General features: G+C 44.4%; 11 protein-coding genes. 6 read left to right on the plus strand and 5 right to left on the minus strand.

Annotated features, from left to right (window positions below):
- Window positions 1-3 precede the first annotated feature (3 nt).
- Window positions 4-660 (minus strand): methylamine utilization protein, encoded by a 657-nt coding sequence (locus tag ACLD71_RS10410; protein WP_161985091.1) that lies wholly within the window; start codon window positions 658-660, stop codon window positions 4-6.
- Window positions 661-1324: 664 nt separating this feature from the next.
- On the opposite strand from ACLD71_RS10410, the gene ACLD71_RS10415 reads away from it, so the two are divergent.
- On the plus strand, window positions 1325-1849 hold the full coding sequence (locus ACLD71_RS10415; protein ID WP_137672205.1) for a hypothetical protein: 525 nt from the start codon (window positions 1325-1327) through the stop codon (window positions 1847-1849).
- Between the two features lie 43 nt (window positions 1850-1892).
- Here the strand turns inward: ACLD71_RS10415 and ACLD71_RS10420 are convergent, their stop codons facing one another.
- Window positions 1893-2069, minus strand: a complete 177-nt coding sequence (locus tag ACLD71_RS10420; protein ID WP_235836157.1) for an ATPase — start codon at window positions 2067-2069, stop codon at window positions 1893-1895.
- Between the two features lie 176 nt (window positions 2070-2245).
- On the opposite strand from ACLD71_RS10420, the gene ACLD71_RS10425 reads away from it, so the two are divergent.
- Window positions 2246-2464 carry a TIGR02450 family Trp-rich protein gene (locus ACLD71_RS10425; protein WP_137672204.1) on the plus strand — a complete coding sequence of 73 codons (219 nt, stop codon included), beginning with the start codon at window positions 2246-2248 and terminating at the stop codon, window positions 2462-2464.
- A 36-nt stretch (window positions 2465-2500) separates the two neighbouring features.
- Here the strand turns inward: ACLD71_RS10425 and ACLD71_RS10430 are convergent, their stop codons facing one another.
- The 3 genes from ACLD71_RS10430 to ACLD71_RS10440 form a co-directional block, all read right to left on the minus strand.
- Window positions 2501-2779: a peptidylprolyl isomerase gene (locus ACLD71_RS10430; protein ID WP_137672203.1), complete on the minus strand. Its 279-nt coding sequence runs from the start codon at window positions 2777-2779 to the stop codon at window positions 2501-2503.
- A gap of 214 nt (window positions 2780-2993) precedes the next feature.
- Window positions 2994-3653 carry an NAD(P)H-dependent oxidoreductase gene (locus ACLD71_RS10435; protein ID WP_137672202.1) on the minus strand — a complete coding sequence of 220 codons (660 nt, stop codon included), beginning with the start codon at window positions 3651-3653 and terminating at the stop codon, window positions 2994-2996.
- A 412-nt stretch (window positions 3654-4065) separates the two neighbouring features.
- A complete protein-coding gene (locus ACLD71_RS10440) occupies window positions 4066-7395 on the minus strand; it encodes an alpha-amylase family glycosyl hydrolase (RefSeq protein ID WP_411994618.1) in 3330 nt (1109 codons plus the stop codon).
- Between the two features lie 456 nt (window positions 7396-7851).
- On the opposite strand from ACLD71_RS10440, the gene ACLD71_RS10445 reads away from it, so the two are divergent.
- The 4 genes from ACLD71_RS10445 to ACLD71_RS10460 all read left to right on the plus strand — a co-directional run bounded on the left by ACLD71_RS10445 (window position 7852) and on the right by ACLD71_RS10460 (window position 13781).
- A complete protein-coding gene (locus tag ACLD71_RS10445) occupies window positions 7852-9768 on the plus strand; it encodes an alkaline phosphatase D family protein (protein ID WP_411994619.1) in 1917 nt (638 codons plus the stop codon).
- Window positions 9769-9877: 109 nt separating this feature from the next.
- Window positions 9878-12022, plus strand: coding sequence for an efflux RND transporter permease subunit (locus tag ACLD71_RS10450; RefSeq protein ID WP_411994621.1), 2145 nt, complete (start codon window positions 9878-9880; stop codon window positions 12020-12022).
- Window positions 12022-12741, plus strand: coding sequence for a hypothetical protein (locus ACLD71_RS10455; RefSeq protein WP_411994623.1), 720 nt, complete (start codon window positions 12022-12024; stop codon window positions 12739-12741). Before ACLD71_RS10450 ends, ACLD71_RS10455 begins: the two co-directional genes overlap by 1 nt.
- Complete coding sequence (locus tag ACLD71_RS10460; protein ID WP_411994625.1) at window positions 12732-13781, plus strand: 3-oxoacyl-ACP synthase III family protein; 1050 nt, start codon at window positions 12732-12734, stop codon at window positions 13779-13781. Before ACLD71_RS10455 ends, ACLD71_RS10460 begins: the two co-directional genes overlap by 10 nt.
- The last annotated feature ends 192 nt before the right edge of the window (window positions 13782-13973 follow it).

A 13973-nucleotide genomic window follows, 5' to 3' on the forward strand; every position in this document is an offset into this window, starting at 1 on the left:
CAATTAGTAGTCTGAGAGGAAATCAAAATCATCCGGATTTTGTTGTTCAAATTCAGCTTCCAAGGCATGGGGCAAGTTTAATGCGTGAGTGCCAGTTTGATGAATACTAATGGTCTGGCTAATTTGCTTGTCTGCCGTTTTTAGTTCAGGGTGCCATACAGTAAGCTGGTAGTCCCCAGCGCTTACTTGTTCAAAGTTAGCCCGGCCTTGAGAGTCTGTTTTATTAAATAAAGGCGTATCAACCAGCAGTAAGTAAGCTCCCATCCAATCATGAATGTTACAACCCATAGGCACTACGCCGCTGTGATTAAAATCGCTCTTACTGTGTTGCTCGCCAGCCTTAATTTGAAATGAAAATTTGTTTTCCCCCACTGCCGAATATATGTGGTGAGTAATATTGTCATCATTATTAAAATCAACCTTACTGCCACGTTGCGCCACGCTAATGTAGGGAACGAAGGCTTTGTCGCGCTGGCCAATGGTGACTGCTGTTTGGTTGATATGTGGGAGTTGGTGACCAATTGGCGTAAGGTAAACCACCACGTCTTGTACTGGGTTGTTATCCGGACTATTCACCTGTACTGCGTAATCAAGAGTTTCTGCTGCTTGGCTTAGCATGCAAGGAAATACAACAAGTAGGGTAAAACAATATTTGCTCATCGGCATCCTTTGCCACTTAGTCGTGAATGATGAATGGGTAAATTGAGTTTATTCTCCGAGAACTAAGACCTAGTAATCCCACTAAAAATTGCAGCTGAGATGTCTAGTAAGCTAAGACACAAAAAAAACAGCGCAATAGTGACCCTGACCATCAGTTTATAGTTTAGCCACTTACCTGATAAATATTGAGGCTTTGATGCTTTATTTGAGAAGCATGAAGGAAAATAACTAGCTTGAGTTGGCTAGTTAAAGAGTTGCTAAGCAACGAGGCCAAAAAGCCAGTTGGGACAACAGCAGTGATAAAACCTTTAGCCAATGAATCTGTGGCTCTAAGAAAGGCCGTTTAGGTAAGCTAGTTTTTGCGTTGAGTGACAAAAATTCGAACACTCAATTGAATTGTAACTAGGTATAAACAAATTGTTCTTTTATAAATAGACTAACTGTTATCTAGAGTTAGTTTATTGTGTTGCCCTAAATATACCCAGTAGGTCGCCAAGTACTCGATATTTCAATTATTCATATGCTGTTTGATTTATTTGTCATTAATCTCATCACATTTGCACTTAAGATGTCTTTATCTACCTGTTTTATTTATGTTTTAATCCTCTCGCAAGTTTTTATATAAAAATCCAATAAAGGATTAGTATTACGGCTAAGGGAAGAGATGAAAAACATAAGCTTATTGGCTTTATTACTTTGCGCAGTAATAGGCCCACTACAAGCAGAAGAGCAAAGCGCGACTGAGTCTGAAGATCACTTTTGGTTAGAGCCAGGGCTGTCATATGGAAAGCCCACGGTGAGTGGCGGTTTAGACATGAGATATAATTTCTCCGATTACACGGTTGCTTTAGGTGCGATTAGCAGATTTGATGACTCAGGAGATATAAAACAAGATAGCACTTTTCGGTTATTGGCTGGGAAGTACTTTTATCCTGGGGAACATGAGTTTCTATTGGAAGTGGGGCTTGCAACGGTTCGATATTCCGAGACTGTACCTTATGAATCGGATGTTTCGACTGGGACGGAAACCGTTTATAACAATACTTTAGGTATTCCGGTTCGTTTCGCTAAGTATTTCAATGGCAAATATGTGGGCTTTGCTTTAACTGCTGATGTGATGTACACCAAAGAGGAATGGATTACTACGGCTGGCTTTAGCGTGCCTTTTGGTAAGCTTAGAAGGTTTTAGTAGTATGAATCAGTAGAGCAGTACGCTCTACTGATTCTAAATTCTATTCAGGCTTACGTTTGCCTGTCATAAACTCTTCTAAGATCTCTGGTGTTAATTCGCCCGCTTCTTCCAAACGTTTTAATTCAGCGACGATCTTCTTTTGATCTTCCATCGATGGAACGGGTAGCTCAGGCTCTTTTTCGATCCCTTCAGGGATATTTAGGTTATCTAACATCATTGCTTCTCGCTATAAAACTTCACTAGCTTAAGTATACCAGCAAATGGTGGATTCATAGCAGGGCTTTATTGTGTCACTATTTTAGTGAAAGAGTGATCGCTTTGTAGGGCTTAAGAGTTAGCTTTAGTAGCCAACAGCAGGCTTTTTTTGCTGGCCTAAGAGTAAGAATCAACCTTATGAAAAATCAAATAAACCCCAAGCGCTTACTGCATAGTAAGTGGACCAAATGTGAAGTTATAAACAAGATGAAGCATTTTATGGTAACGGAATTGGAGCTTGATGAGTTTCAAGTTGTACAGCGTTGCGTGATTCAGGCTGTTTATAACAAGCAAGATTTTGAGCTGGATTGGCGAGAGTTAAAAGATCTTAGCGTGTGGCGACAAGGTTGGAAATGAATCAAGTGCTGCCAAACAACACTTGATTCAAGCACGCTAGTTACGGCTAGTTACTTCCAATAAGTGATAACCAAATTGAGTTTTCACTGGGCCGTGCACGGTGTTTAGTGCTTCGTTAAATACTACGGTATCAAACTCTGGCACCATATCGCCTTTGTTAAACTCGCCTAATTCTCCGCCATTGGCGCCAGATGGGCAGCTTGAATGTTGCTTGGCGATATCGGTAAATGCTGCTCCACCTTCAATTTGTTTTTTTAGATCTAAACATTGCTGTTCTGTGTCTACTAAGATGTGGCGTGCACTTGCTCTTGGCATGGAAAATCTCCTAAATATGATGAATAAAACTACGGTTTAGCGGCTTACGCTAGCTACTGAGCCGTTGCTGTGTGCAAATGTAGTTGGCTAGCTAGGCTGGTGTCAAATGAAACACAAAGTCTTGTGAGCAGATAAGGTTTGTATCGAGTAAAAAGTGCGGGGACAGAAAACACAAAAGCTGGCAACACAGCCAGCTTTTTGAGTGTTTTGGCGCTTACAAAACTGTAATGATGTCTTCTTCTGCAAGGCGGGCTTTTGGTAGGCCGTGATTGTAGTCTTCACCATCTAGGTGGTAGCCAATCGCTAAAGCAAAGTCACATACGTAGCCATTTAGCTCTTGCTCAAATATTTCGCCAAGCAATGCAGGATCAACGCCTTCCATTGGCGTGGAGGCTATGCCCAAACGAGCAAGTACATGCAAAGTGTTTCCTACGGCTATGTAGGTCTGGGCTTTGGTCCAGTTGCCGTTAAAGCCGCTTTCGTCGGTATTTGCCTCCACAAAACCAAATGCACCGTTTAGCATGTTGTCGTACATTTCTGCTGGCAAATGGCCTGAGCTTACCTCTGCATCGACGACTTTACGGTAATCGTCTTTGCTGAAATGAGGGTTGTGTGCAAACAAAATAACGTGTGAGGCTTCTTTAGCGTGCGGTTGGTTAAACTGATGCATATTGGCAAAGCTATCGTGAAAGCGCTGCTTAGCTTGCTCACTTTCAATAACAATAAACTTCCAAGGTTGCGAATTAATCGAAGAGGCTGACAAGCGGATAGCTTGTTTAATTACCGTCATATCGTCTGCAGAAATGCGTTTAGTTGAATCGTATTTTTTAGCAGTGTAACGGCTGTTTAGATCGTTAATGATTGGATGAGACATTAGGTATTTCCTCAGAGATTAATTTCAATGAGCGCAGTTTACGAGCTTGCCATGCTGAGAAAAAGACCTGTTCTCTCCATTCATTATGGTTCTTTAAGTCCATAATCCACGATTTTATTGAGTCGTAAGTCCTAGCGGCGCTAGGGTGCAAATTGAGAAAGCAGGAGGCTCAAGGGTTTATAGCAGTGTTGATATTCCAAAAGTCAGCGCTTGGTAAAATTGGGCTGAAATTAGCCATTGGCTCCGGTTAGAAGCAGACACATCAAAAAATTGCCTTAACGGCTTAAGTAGGTGGAACATTCATTGGTTTGAGAGCGGCCAATAATCACCATTGATTGGGCCTTGTTAGCCTAGACACAAAAAAGCCGCTCAATCGCTTGAGCGGCAAACTTTTAAAGTAAAAGCTGTTGGACTATAGCGCTTCGAGTAAAATTAACCCTTCGCTACCCGCAGAGAAGCTTACGCTACCTGCAGTTACTGTCGCGATGGTGCCATCGTAAGCATTGCGCACGCTAGTACCATCATCAAAGTAGCTATCTACATTGATGTTTACTTGGCCTGAACCATCTACAACCACGACTACATTGTTGCTAACGCCAGAGATTGGGTTGGTCCAAGTACGGGCAAACGCTTTACCGCTAGATTGACCGCTTAGGTTGATGTGTTGACCGGCACCTACCGCTGGGTTATCACGACGGAATTGACCCACTTTTTGCCAGTGTTGGTGAACGCTGTTGCCAGACTTACTCCAATCTACACTTGAACGGCTACCTTGGTCTGCATCAGAACCACCGTCGCCATTTACGCGACCTAGCTCATCACCGTAGAACACTTGCACGCCACCCGGTAACAACAACAATGCGGTACCAGCTCGTTTTTGACGAGTATCGTCACCGTTGTAGAATACTGCACCAGTATCATGGCTAGAAATATAGCTTAATGAGTTCCAGGCGGTAGAAGCATTTACTTGGCTTGCGTAGCTAGCAAATACGCTCAACATGGTGTCGGCACTGCTTACCATGCCATCAATCGCACCTTTGAAGCTGAAGTTAATTACCGAATCAAAACCACCTTGAGTATGGTACTCTGATTGTCCAAGACCGTGACCAAATACTTCTGCCGTTGCCCAGAACTCGTCGTTCCAATCTGCGCCTGGCGCACTTGGATTGTTTTGACGCCATTCGCTTAAGGCTGACTTAGACTCACTAATTAAATGTGCCCAGTTATCGTTAGTCACGTGTTTTGCAGTATCAACACGGAAGCCATCAATACCGTAGTCTTTCACGTATTGTACTAGCCACTCAGTGATCCAATCACGTACACGTTTGTTGCCTTGTGCTTGGTAATCACTTAAGTAAGCTTGACCAAAAGTAGACTTGTTGGCTAAGAACGGTGGAATACCTACTTGTTGAGTTGACTCAGTTTTAAAGTCTGGCAAGAAAGCCAAACATTTAGTTAAGTCGTCACCACCACAAGCATCGTAGCCAGGTAAGCCAACGCGTACCCAATCTTTGCCCCACCATTTCAACCATAGGTTTTCATCACCGTCATAGTTGATAAAGTCATGGTAACCAAACCAGTTTTGGCCTGCACTTGGTGTCCAATTAGGACCCGCAGTGTCAGAACCATAGCTGAACTCGTCCATGTCTTTTAGGGTGTTGTAACCAGCGTGGTTCATCACCACATCCATGACTACACGGATACCTTGGCTATGCGCTTTGTCTACAAAAGCTTTAAACTCTGCAGGCGTACCCATGTTAGCGTCTAGGTTAGTGTAATCTTGTACGTAGTAACCGTGGTAAGCGTAGTGAGCAAAATCACCATCGTTACCGCCACCCACAAAGCCATGGGCTTGTTCGTAAGGCGCGGTTAACCAAATGGCGTTAATACCTAAATCAGTGAAGTAACCTTCATTTAATTTAGCGGTTAAACCAGCAATGTCACCACCGTGGAAAGTACCAATATTTTTACCGGTTGCATCAACACTCGGACGACCGTAAGAGTTGTTGTTGCTTGAATTACCGTCGTTGAAACGGTCGGTAATCACAAAGTAAACGTTGGCGTTATCCCAAGTAAAGTCAGAAGCCGTAGGCTGTTCAACTTTAGTGATGGTGAAACACTGATTAGCATTGCTGCTAGTGTTTTCTGCATACAAACATACTTGAAGAGACTCACCTATTGCTAGGTTGCTACCTACCGAAATTGTTGCGCCGCTAGTAAATGCTGTGCCGTTTACTGGGTCACTGCCGTCGGTTGTATATAAACCGCCAGTAACGTCATCGCCAGTAGCGTTTAAAGTAATGCTTACTTCGTTAGTCCAGAAGGTAGTTACCGCTGGGTCGATACTCACTTTTGCATCGTTTGATGGTATGTCACAAGTATCTGTCCAGCTTTGAGTGCTAATGATGTAACAACCATTCTTGTCGCGGAACAGGTCTTCGGTTTGGCTGTTGCCTTGGTTGCTAAAGATAAGCTTGCTTGAATCACTGTTGATAAACTTGTACTCAAACCAGTTTTCACCAAGGTCTGTCATGTTATCGCCAGGCCAACTTGTATCTGGTGTAGAACCAGCAGGAAGAGCATCCCAGTGATGAATAGACGGGGTCCAATCGGCTGGAGCATTCAAGTAAACAATAAAGCCAGTTTCTGGAACGGCAATTTTGTTGTAAGTGAAAGTTTGAATAACCGAGCCTTGAGGGTTAGCTACATAAACCTGTAACTCAACAGACTCACCAATGGCTAGTTCACCACCAATGTTTATGATGTCGCCGTTACTAAAGTCAACGCCTTGAGTACCGCCAGTAGTGCTTAACATGTAGCTACTAGAAGTGATGTTTTCACCTTTGTAGCTCAAGGTTACCGCTAGGGTATCGGTGCTAAAGTCGCTGCTGCCTGGGTTAATCGCTAACTCAGGTTTAGTGGCAATAATCACTTCTTCAGCAGTAATCTCTTTGCTAGACGCGTTGAAACTAATGTTGTAGTTGGTGTTATCAACCACTTGGAAATCTTGGTTAGGGTAGTTTTCGCCCCAGCTACCGTTATCTGAACAAGCCGCTACTTTAAAGCGTGCTGGGCTTTCTTCACCAGCAAAGGCTTGGGTTAATTCATAAAGGCCGCTTGCCGCGTTACGTACTAGTGGCGTTTGGCCCCAACCGTTTGCGGTACCACGGAAACACCATACTGCTGGCTCTGCACCGGCAATGGTAATGTCTACGCTGGCGGTATTACTTACTGCGCCTTGATCATCTGTCACTTGCAAAGTGATAGTTTGATCTTGGCTGAAGGTTACACTGATTGATTCAGTGGTTTCACCGGTGCTCCATGCGTAGCTAGCAATACTGCCGTCTGGGTCACTAGAGCCGTTGCCTGAGAATGTGATGCTAGTACCAGCATCTACAGTTTGCGCATTAGCGGGTGAGATAATCGCAGTAGGCGCTTGGTTGCTATTACAGCTGGCTACCGATACTACGTCGATGTTTTTACTATCGCTGTAAAAAGTAATTTGCTGGCTACCGGCCGATACGCGGTAGTCTGCATTAGGGTAGGCTTCTTGCCAGTCTCCCCAACGGTCTATTTTAAAACGTGGGTCATCGTTTCCAAAAGTTTGGCAGGTTTGAAACTGGGTACTGCTTACCTGTTCCATGGCAGTGGTTTGCCAACCATTTGGTGTGCCACGGAATTCCCATTCTGCTTGCGCAGAAAGCGAGGCCGTTAACAAACCAAGTAATACTACCTTGTTCATGTCATTTCCTTATTCGAATGTTTGTTTGCGATAGCCCTTTAGGCTTATCAACGTGTTAGCCAACATAAAATGACTCTTGGTGGTCATTTCTTGCGCGACATTACATCTAGTCGAGTAAAAAATAGTCGCAAAAATGAGCAAAGTGAGTGCTATATCAAGTATTTATCTTCATTTTGTGATTGAAAAGGATTTCATTTTAACTGGTACGACTTTGTCTAAGTTATATGTTGCTGAAAGCGCTTAAGTTTATTTTTTTTAATACAAAGCACTGAAGAGTTTATTTTTGGCAGAAGAATTAAATGCCCTATAAGGTGTCGGCTTTTAGCTTTTTGTTTAAAAATAATTCGCTGCAGTAGTGTTGGTAGTTTTGGGGGCAACCTAGCGTGGCCAGTCGCTGAATTTATCTATTTGTAAACTCAACATGGTTATTTGTTTGCTCACTTGTATACTTTTGTTATGAGCAGAACAAATTTAGCCTTAGTGTTAGCTGGTCCTATCTTGCGAAAAATTAGCTCGCAACGTTTTTCTGTTTGGCTTGCCACCTCTCAGGCGGTTGATATTAGTTTGAGTTTGCAGCCAGAAGGATTGGCTGCGCGTGAGTTTGACCATCAGAAAATGGGCCTTTACACCCAACAGTTACTTGCAGGTGAGCATTTGTTTTATCAGCTCATCGATATCCCATTGGAAGAGGCTTTGCCTGCTGCAGTTTGGGTCGGGTATGATTTGAAATTACGGCTAGCGGACCAAACTAAAGACCTAAGCTGGCAAGAGTGGGCGCCAGAACTGGTGTACCCACCGCGCAACCTGCCGGGCTTTATCGTGCCGGGTGCGGTGAAAAAAATGCTTCACGGTTCTTGTCGAAAACCTCATCACCCTAGTGCCGATGGTTTAGTCAGGGCAGACGCTCATTTAGCCGAACACTCAATTGAGGATTGGCCGAGCTTGTTAATGCTCAGTGGCGATCAAATATATGCCGATGATGTTGCTACGCCAATGCTGGTGGCCATTCACCGTTTAGTTGAGCAGCTAGGAGTACCCAATGAACCTTTTGTCGATGCAAAGGTATCTGGGAGCGATGAGCTGCATGCGCAGGCTCATTATTTGTCACGCCAAGAATTACTGCCAATGGAAGGTGCTGAGCTGGCTCAAAGTGCTTTGTTTAATAGCATACGCAAGCCTATTTTTACCTCAGACAACGCTAATAACCACCTGATTTCTCTTGCCGAAGTATTGGCGATGTATCTATTAGTTTGGTCACCCAGCGCCTGGACGAATTTGGAGCTAAGCCCTCCAGAATCGCTTAGCTTAAATGAGCTAGACGAATACCTTAAGCAGCGTGAAACCATCATTAGTTTTAGTAAAGGCTTAGCCAAAGTGCAGCGTTTAATGGCGCATTTGCCCACGGCCATGATGTTTGACGATCATGATGTGACCGATGATTGGAACCTCACTGCAGCATGGGAGCAAAGCGCTTATGGGCATGCTTTCTCTAAGCGCATTATTGGCAATGCACTGGTTGGTTACTTGTTGTGTCAAGGTTGGGGGAATGCGCCTGAGCATTTCTCTAAAGCGTTAATTCAGCAATTACAGCAAGCCTTGCAACAGCCCGGCAACGATAAACACCAACAGTTGATTGATACCTTATTGAGTTATCCGCAATGGCATTACCACTGGGATACTCAACCGCCGCTATTGGTGCTAGATACGCGTACTCATCGCTGGCGCTCTGAGCGTAACCTTAACTCTCCATCAGGCTTAATGGATTGGGAGTCACTCACCGATTTACAACAGCAATTATTAGGTAAAGATGCGGTGATATTGGTCTCTCCAGCCCCCATCTTTGGGGTGAAGTTAATCGAAGTGGTGCAACGCGTATTTACTTGGTTTGGCAAACCCTTATTAGTTGATGCAGAAAACTGGATGGCGCATCCAGGCTCGGCTAATGCTTTGCTCAATCTATTTCGTCACCCCAAAACGCCGCAGCATTTTGTTATTCTTTCTGGCGATGTTCATTACTCTTTTGCCTACCATATTCAATTGCGTGGCCGCCAAGGTGGACCCGATATATGGCAAATTACCAGTAGTGGCATCAAAAACCAGTTCCCTGAAAGCTTGCTCAACTTCTTAGACAGAGCAAACCGTTGGTTATATTCGCCTAAATCGCCGTTAAATTGGCTTACTAAGCGCCGCCGAATGAGAGTAGTGCCACATCGTCCCGAAAACGCCTCAAAAGGAGAGCGCTTACTTAATGCTTCTGGTATTGGTTTACTTGAACTGAATACCGATGGTTCTCCAAAATCAGTTAAACAACTCACTGTAGATGGCAATGTTGTCGCCTTTGAAATGTTCGAGCAAGACGCACACTGGGATTAGCGTCTTCAATTTTTTCAAATAAAAATAGTGGTTAGGTGAATGCAAATAGCTAGTCACTGGGTCTACTCAATCAAGGAAATCAATAAGCTGGGTAAAGGATGTAGAGTAGATGGCGAAATGGGAATGCTCACCGCTTTTAGTGAGTCTGCAGCAAACCTGGCTTAAAGGTGTGTGGATATTGTTACTGCTCGTTGCCGCAGCAGGCTTGCCACAGCTGCAAGTGCAACCAAGTATTCAAGCTTATTTTGCTAAAGATGACCCGCAAGTATTGGCCCTACAACAATTTGAAGATGAGTATGCTCCAACCGCAAATTTGTTACTGCTGCTATCTAGCGATACGTCTTGGAAAAATCGTGCTCAGTACTTAGCGACACAACAAGTCATAGACCAACTTCGCCTTGTCGAAGGCGTAGAAGCGATTAATCCCTTTACCTTATTGGCGCTGAACGATTCGCTTCCGCCTGCTATTGCTAAACAGTTTGTCAGCGAAGATGGCAAGAGTATAAATCTTGCGATTAATGTTGATACAAATGTGGCGGGGAAGGCTAAGGCTCTACAACAGTTTTTTACTTCCTTAGATAGCCAATTGAGCAGGCTTAGCCAGCAAGCAGATCATTCTTATACTTATTTGTATGCTGGCGAACTGGCCTTAAGTCGGCAGTATTTAGCGGTACTGCGCCATGACTTAGCGTGGTTTGTGCCAGCTTTGCTGTTTAGTTTTGCTTTGTTGTTTGTATTGGTTATTCGTCAAGCTTGTTGGTTATTAGGCATGGTGAGTTGCGCAGTGCTTAGCCTTACAATTAGCTTGGGGTTTGCGGCTTGGCTAGGTTTGAAACTAGCGGCAATTAGTGCATTTTTGCCTTTGGTTATTATCAGTTTGGCAATGGCTTATTCTAGTCACTTATTTTTTGCTTGGCGGGGTCTTTTATACACTAAAAGTGGAGAGGCTATTAGTTCTGCTCAGGCAATGCTTTTAGCTTTACAGCATAAGTTAGCGCCGTTGTTTTGGGGCGCAGTTACTACCGCGGTAGGATTTTTATTACTGTGTTTCAGCCCATCTCCTCCGATTGCAGATTTTGGCGTTATAGTGGCTTTTGCAGTGATGATAAATGCCTTAGCTTGTTATTCTATTTTACCTCTATGGGTGAATAAAATTGGTGCTGAGAATTTAATTAAACAAGCCGTTAAAGCTAACGATAGCTCTTTTTATACGCGCTTATTAGCGCACAGAAAGGTGCTATTGCTTGGGGTTACGCTGCTTAGCTCGGTTGCCTTACTGAGTGTTAAAAACCTTGCTTTTGATGATGACTCTCTGGGTTACTTCCCCGACGATAATGCATTTTCTCAGAGTCGTGATCAGCTTCAACAGCAGTTTTTGGGCATGCACAGCCTACGTTATCAAATTTTCGATGACGAGGCTTCTGAACCATTAACAGTAGCTGATGACCTAAGTCGAATACTTAGTTATTTGGCTAAACAAGATGAAGTTCGCCAAGTGAATAGTGCTCAAGACTGGCTAGATTGGATCGCGCAGGATCCTAGCGCCTTAGCTAAGTTAATGGCCATGCCGCAGAGTGATGATCTTAGTCAGCAAAAAGCGCTGTTGAATGTATGGTTAGCTCCGTTGAGTAACCGGCAACTGATCGCTTTTGAGCAACGGGTTGCTGAGTGGGCAGCCAGCCAGCAAATACAGTTATCTGCTGCTTACAGTAGCCAGCTTATTTTCGCCAAGTTCAACCGGGTAAATGGCCAGGCTATGTTGCTGTCGTTTGCTGTGGCGTTGTTGTTGGTGGCATTGGTGGTTCTGGTATTACGCCGCAGTGTTTATTTAATGCTGCTGGCATTGTTAGCCAATGGCTTACCGTTACTTTGGGTGTTTGCGCTGTGGCAGTGGAGTGGACAACACCTTAGTTTAGGTAGCGCAGTGGTGATGGGCATGATGTTAGGCATTATTGTTGATGACAGCTTACATATATTGCTTAAGGTGCACCCTGCTAATAGTGTTTCCGATTTGCAGCAGCGAATGAGGAGTATTAGCCCAGCGTTATTGCTTACCTCTGGCGCTTTACTTGTTGGTTTCTCTTTAGGTGGCTTGTCTGAGTTTTTACCGATTCAACAAATGAGTTTGTTGTCGGGTTTAAGCTTGGCTATCGCTTTACTGTTTGATTTAGTGCTGCTGCCGTTATGTTTGCCGCTTAGGAGCAAAGCTAACGCTAAAGTAAATGCCGCGATTAAACAGGCTGGAGGTCATTGATGAGCTTTTTTCCTGATGAACGCCATGCCATGGGGCGTTGTTTTGCCACTCAAACTGCGGTGCTTAGCCCAGAGCATGCTATTGCTCGTTGGGCGCAGCAATACTCACCCGATAGATTATCGTTTAGCGATAAACACAGCGAGGCCTTAGCCTTGTTGATGCCCTTACTACTGTGTGGAGAGCAATCTGCTCAACTGGTGTTTCAGCAACAAGCTAAAAACTTGGAACAACACAGCAACGCATTATCTATTAAGGCGTTGAACGAAGTTGAAGCCGATGAAGCCTGGCACGACGAAGCGCTGCAATGGGTATTTAGTCAACTGCCTGAGTTGGCACAACAACACAAAGTACGCCGCTCGGCTCAGCGATTTTATAGTGGCTTGGGGCGTAGCTTAAGTTTGCAACAACAGTTTATTCGTATTGCCAGTTTAGATGCCTGTGTTACTCAGCTGATGCAAATGATTGAGCGAGGAACTATCGGTAAAAACCATCCATTTTCGCAGCTGTGTGGTTTGATTAAAAAAGATGAAGCAAAACATGTTTACGTGAGTAAACACTTTGCTCAAGACCTTGGTGCCAGTGTGCAAGACATGGCCGAAGAGCGCTTGTTGGTCTTGCAAAAACTCATGACCTTGTTGAGTAGCCAAGCTCAGCAGTTCGAGATTATTGGTGTAGACCTTGATCAGTTACAACAGAGACTGGAGTTAAAATGGCGGTAAAGTTTGCATCCAACAATTTGAATTTACTGGCGGCAAATTATGTTTTGCCTAATCATCCGGTGAGTAATCAACAATTACTCGATCACTTGGCCGAGCGTTGTGGTTGGCGGATGGCCAGAAAGGCAAAAGTTATTGCTAAGCGCTTAGGTATTGAAGGGCGTTATTTAAGCCGTAGTTTTGCCCAGCCTCGCAGCCAAGCCTCGCCAAATGGTATTAGCATGGCAAAACAAGTACTTGAGCAGTGCTTAAATGATGCGAGTTTATCGGTCAACCAGCTAAATTATTTACTGAGCCATACCTGTACGCCACATACACAAGTACCGCCTAATGCTGCATGGTTAGCCGATGAATTGGCTTATCATGGCGCCTATTTAGAGTTACGCCAAGCCTGTACAGGCTTTGCCAACGGCTTACAAATGGCCAGTGCTTTGTGTGCCGCCGACCAACAGCCTGCCGCTATTGTGGGGAGTGAAACCGGCTCGGTGTATTTTGATTTGTCGCCAGAGTTTGTTGACCAGCAACAGCTGGTTAATTTTGTGCAAATGGGCGACGGCAGCGGCGGCGTAATTGTTGCGCCAGCCACTAAGCCAGAGCGTTTAATCAAAGACATTTACCTAGGGCAAATTGGCCACCAAAAAGCGCCAGGGTTTTATTTAGACTCGGGAGCCGACAGCGTGGGAGAAGCGCAAATGGCGCGTTTTCATCATAATATCCACGGTGTGCGAGAAACTGGGGCGCAGCTGTTTGAGCTGGGGTTACAGGCCGTGTTAGATCGCGGTTATCAACTGAGTGACTTTCGTTATATTTTACCCCACCAAGCAAATGGCCATATCGACAAGCTACTGAGTAAGGCACTTAACTACCCACAGTCGCAAATTATTAATGATGCCAAGCAGTTAGGTAACTTAGGGTCGGCAGCCATTTGGTTAAGTTTTGCCAAGCTTTTACAATGCAAACCCTTACAGCGTGGCGATCAGGTATTGGTGCTGGGGGCTGAGGCTACCAAGTACTTATATGGCGGTTTTGTCTACCAGCACTAGCCAAGCAGCACCAATAAGGCGGCACTAATACAGTCGCGAGGCGAGTCATCTTTACTGCTTGGAACGTGTGTGAAACAGCAGGGTTATAAAGCACAATTACGCTCAGGCTGAGCGGACAGTTTCACCGGGTTTCATCAGCATTTGAACTACTTCAATCTTCCATGAATTGGCGATGAGCTGGCGATTATTTTT

This window comes from Agarivorans sp. DSG3-1 (genome assembly GCF_046774965.1).
Classification (GTDB): Bacteria; Pseudomonadota; Gammaproteobacteria; order Enterobacterales; family Celerinatantimonadaceae; genus Agarivorans.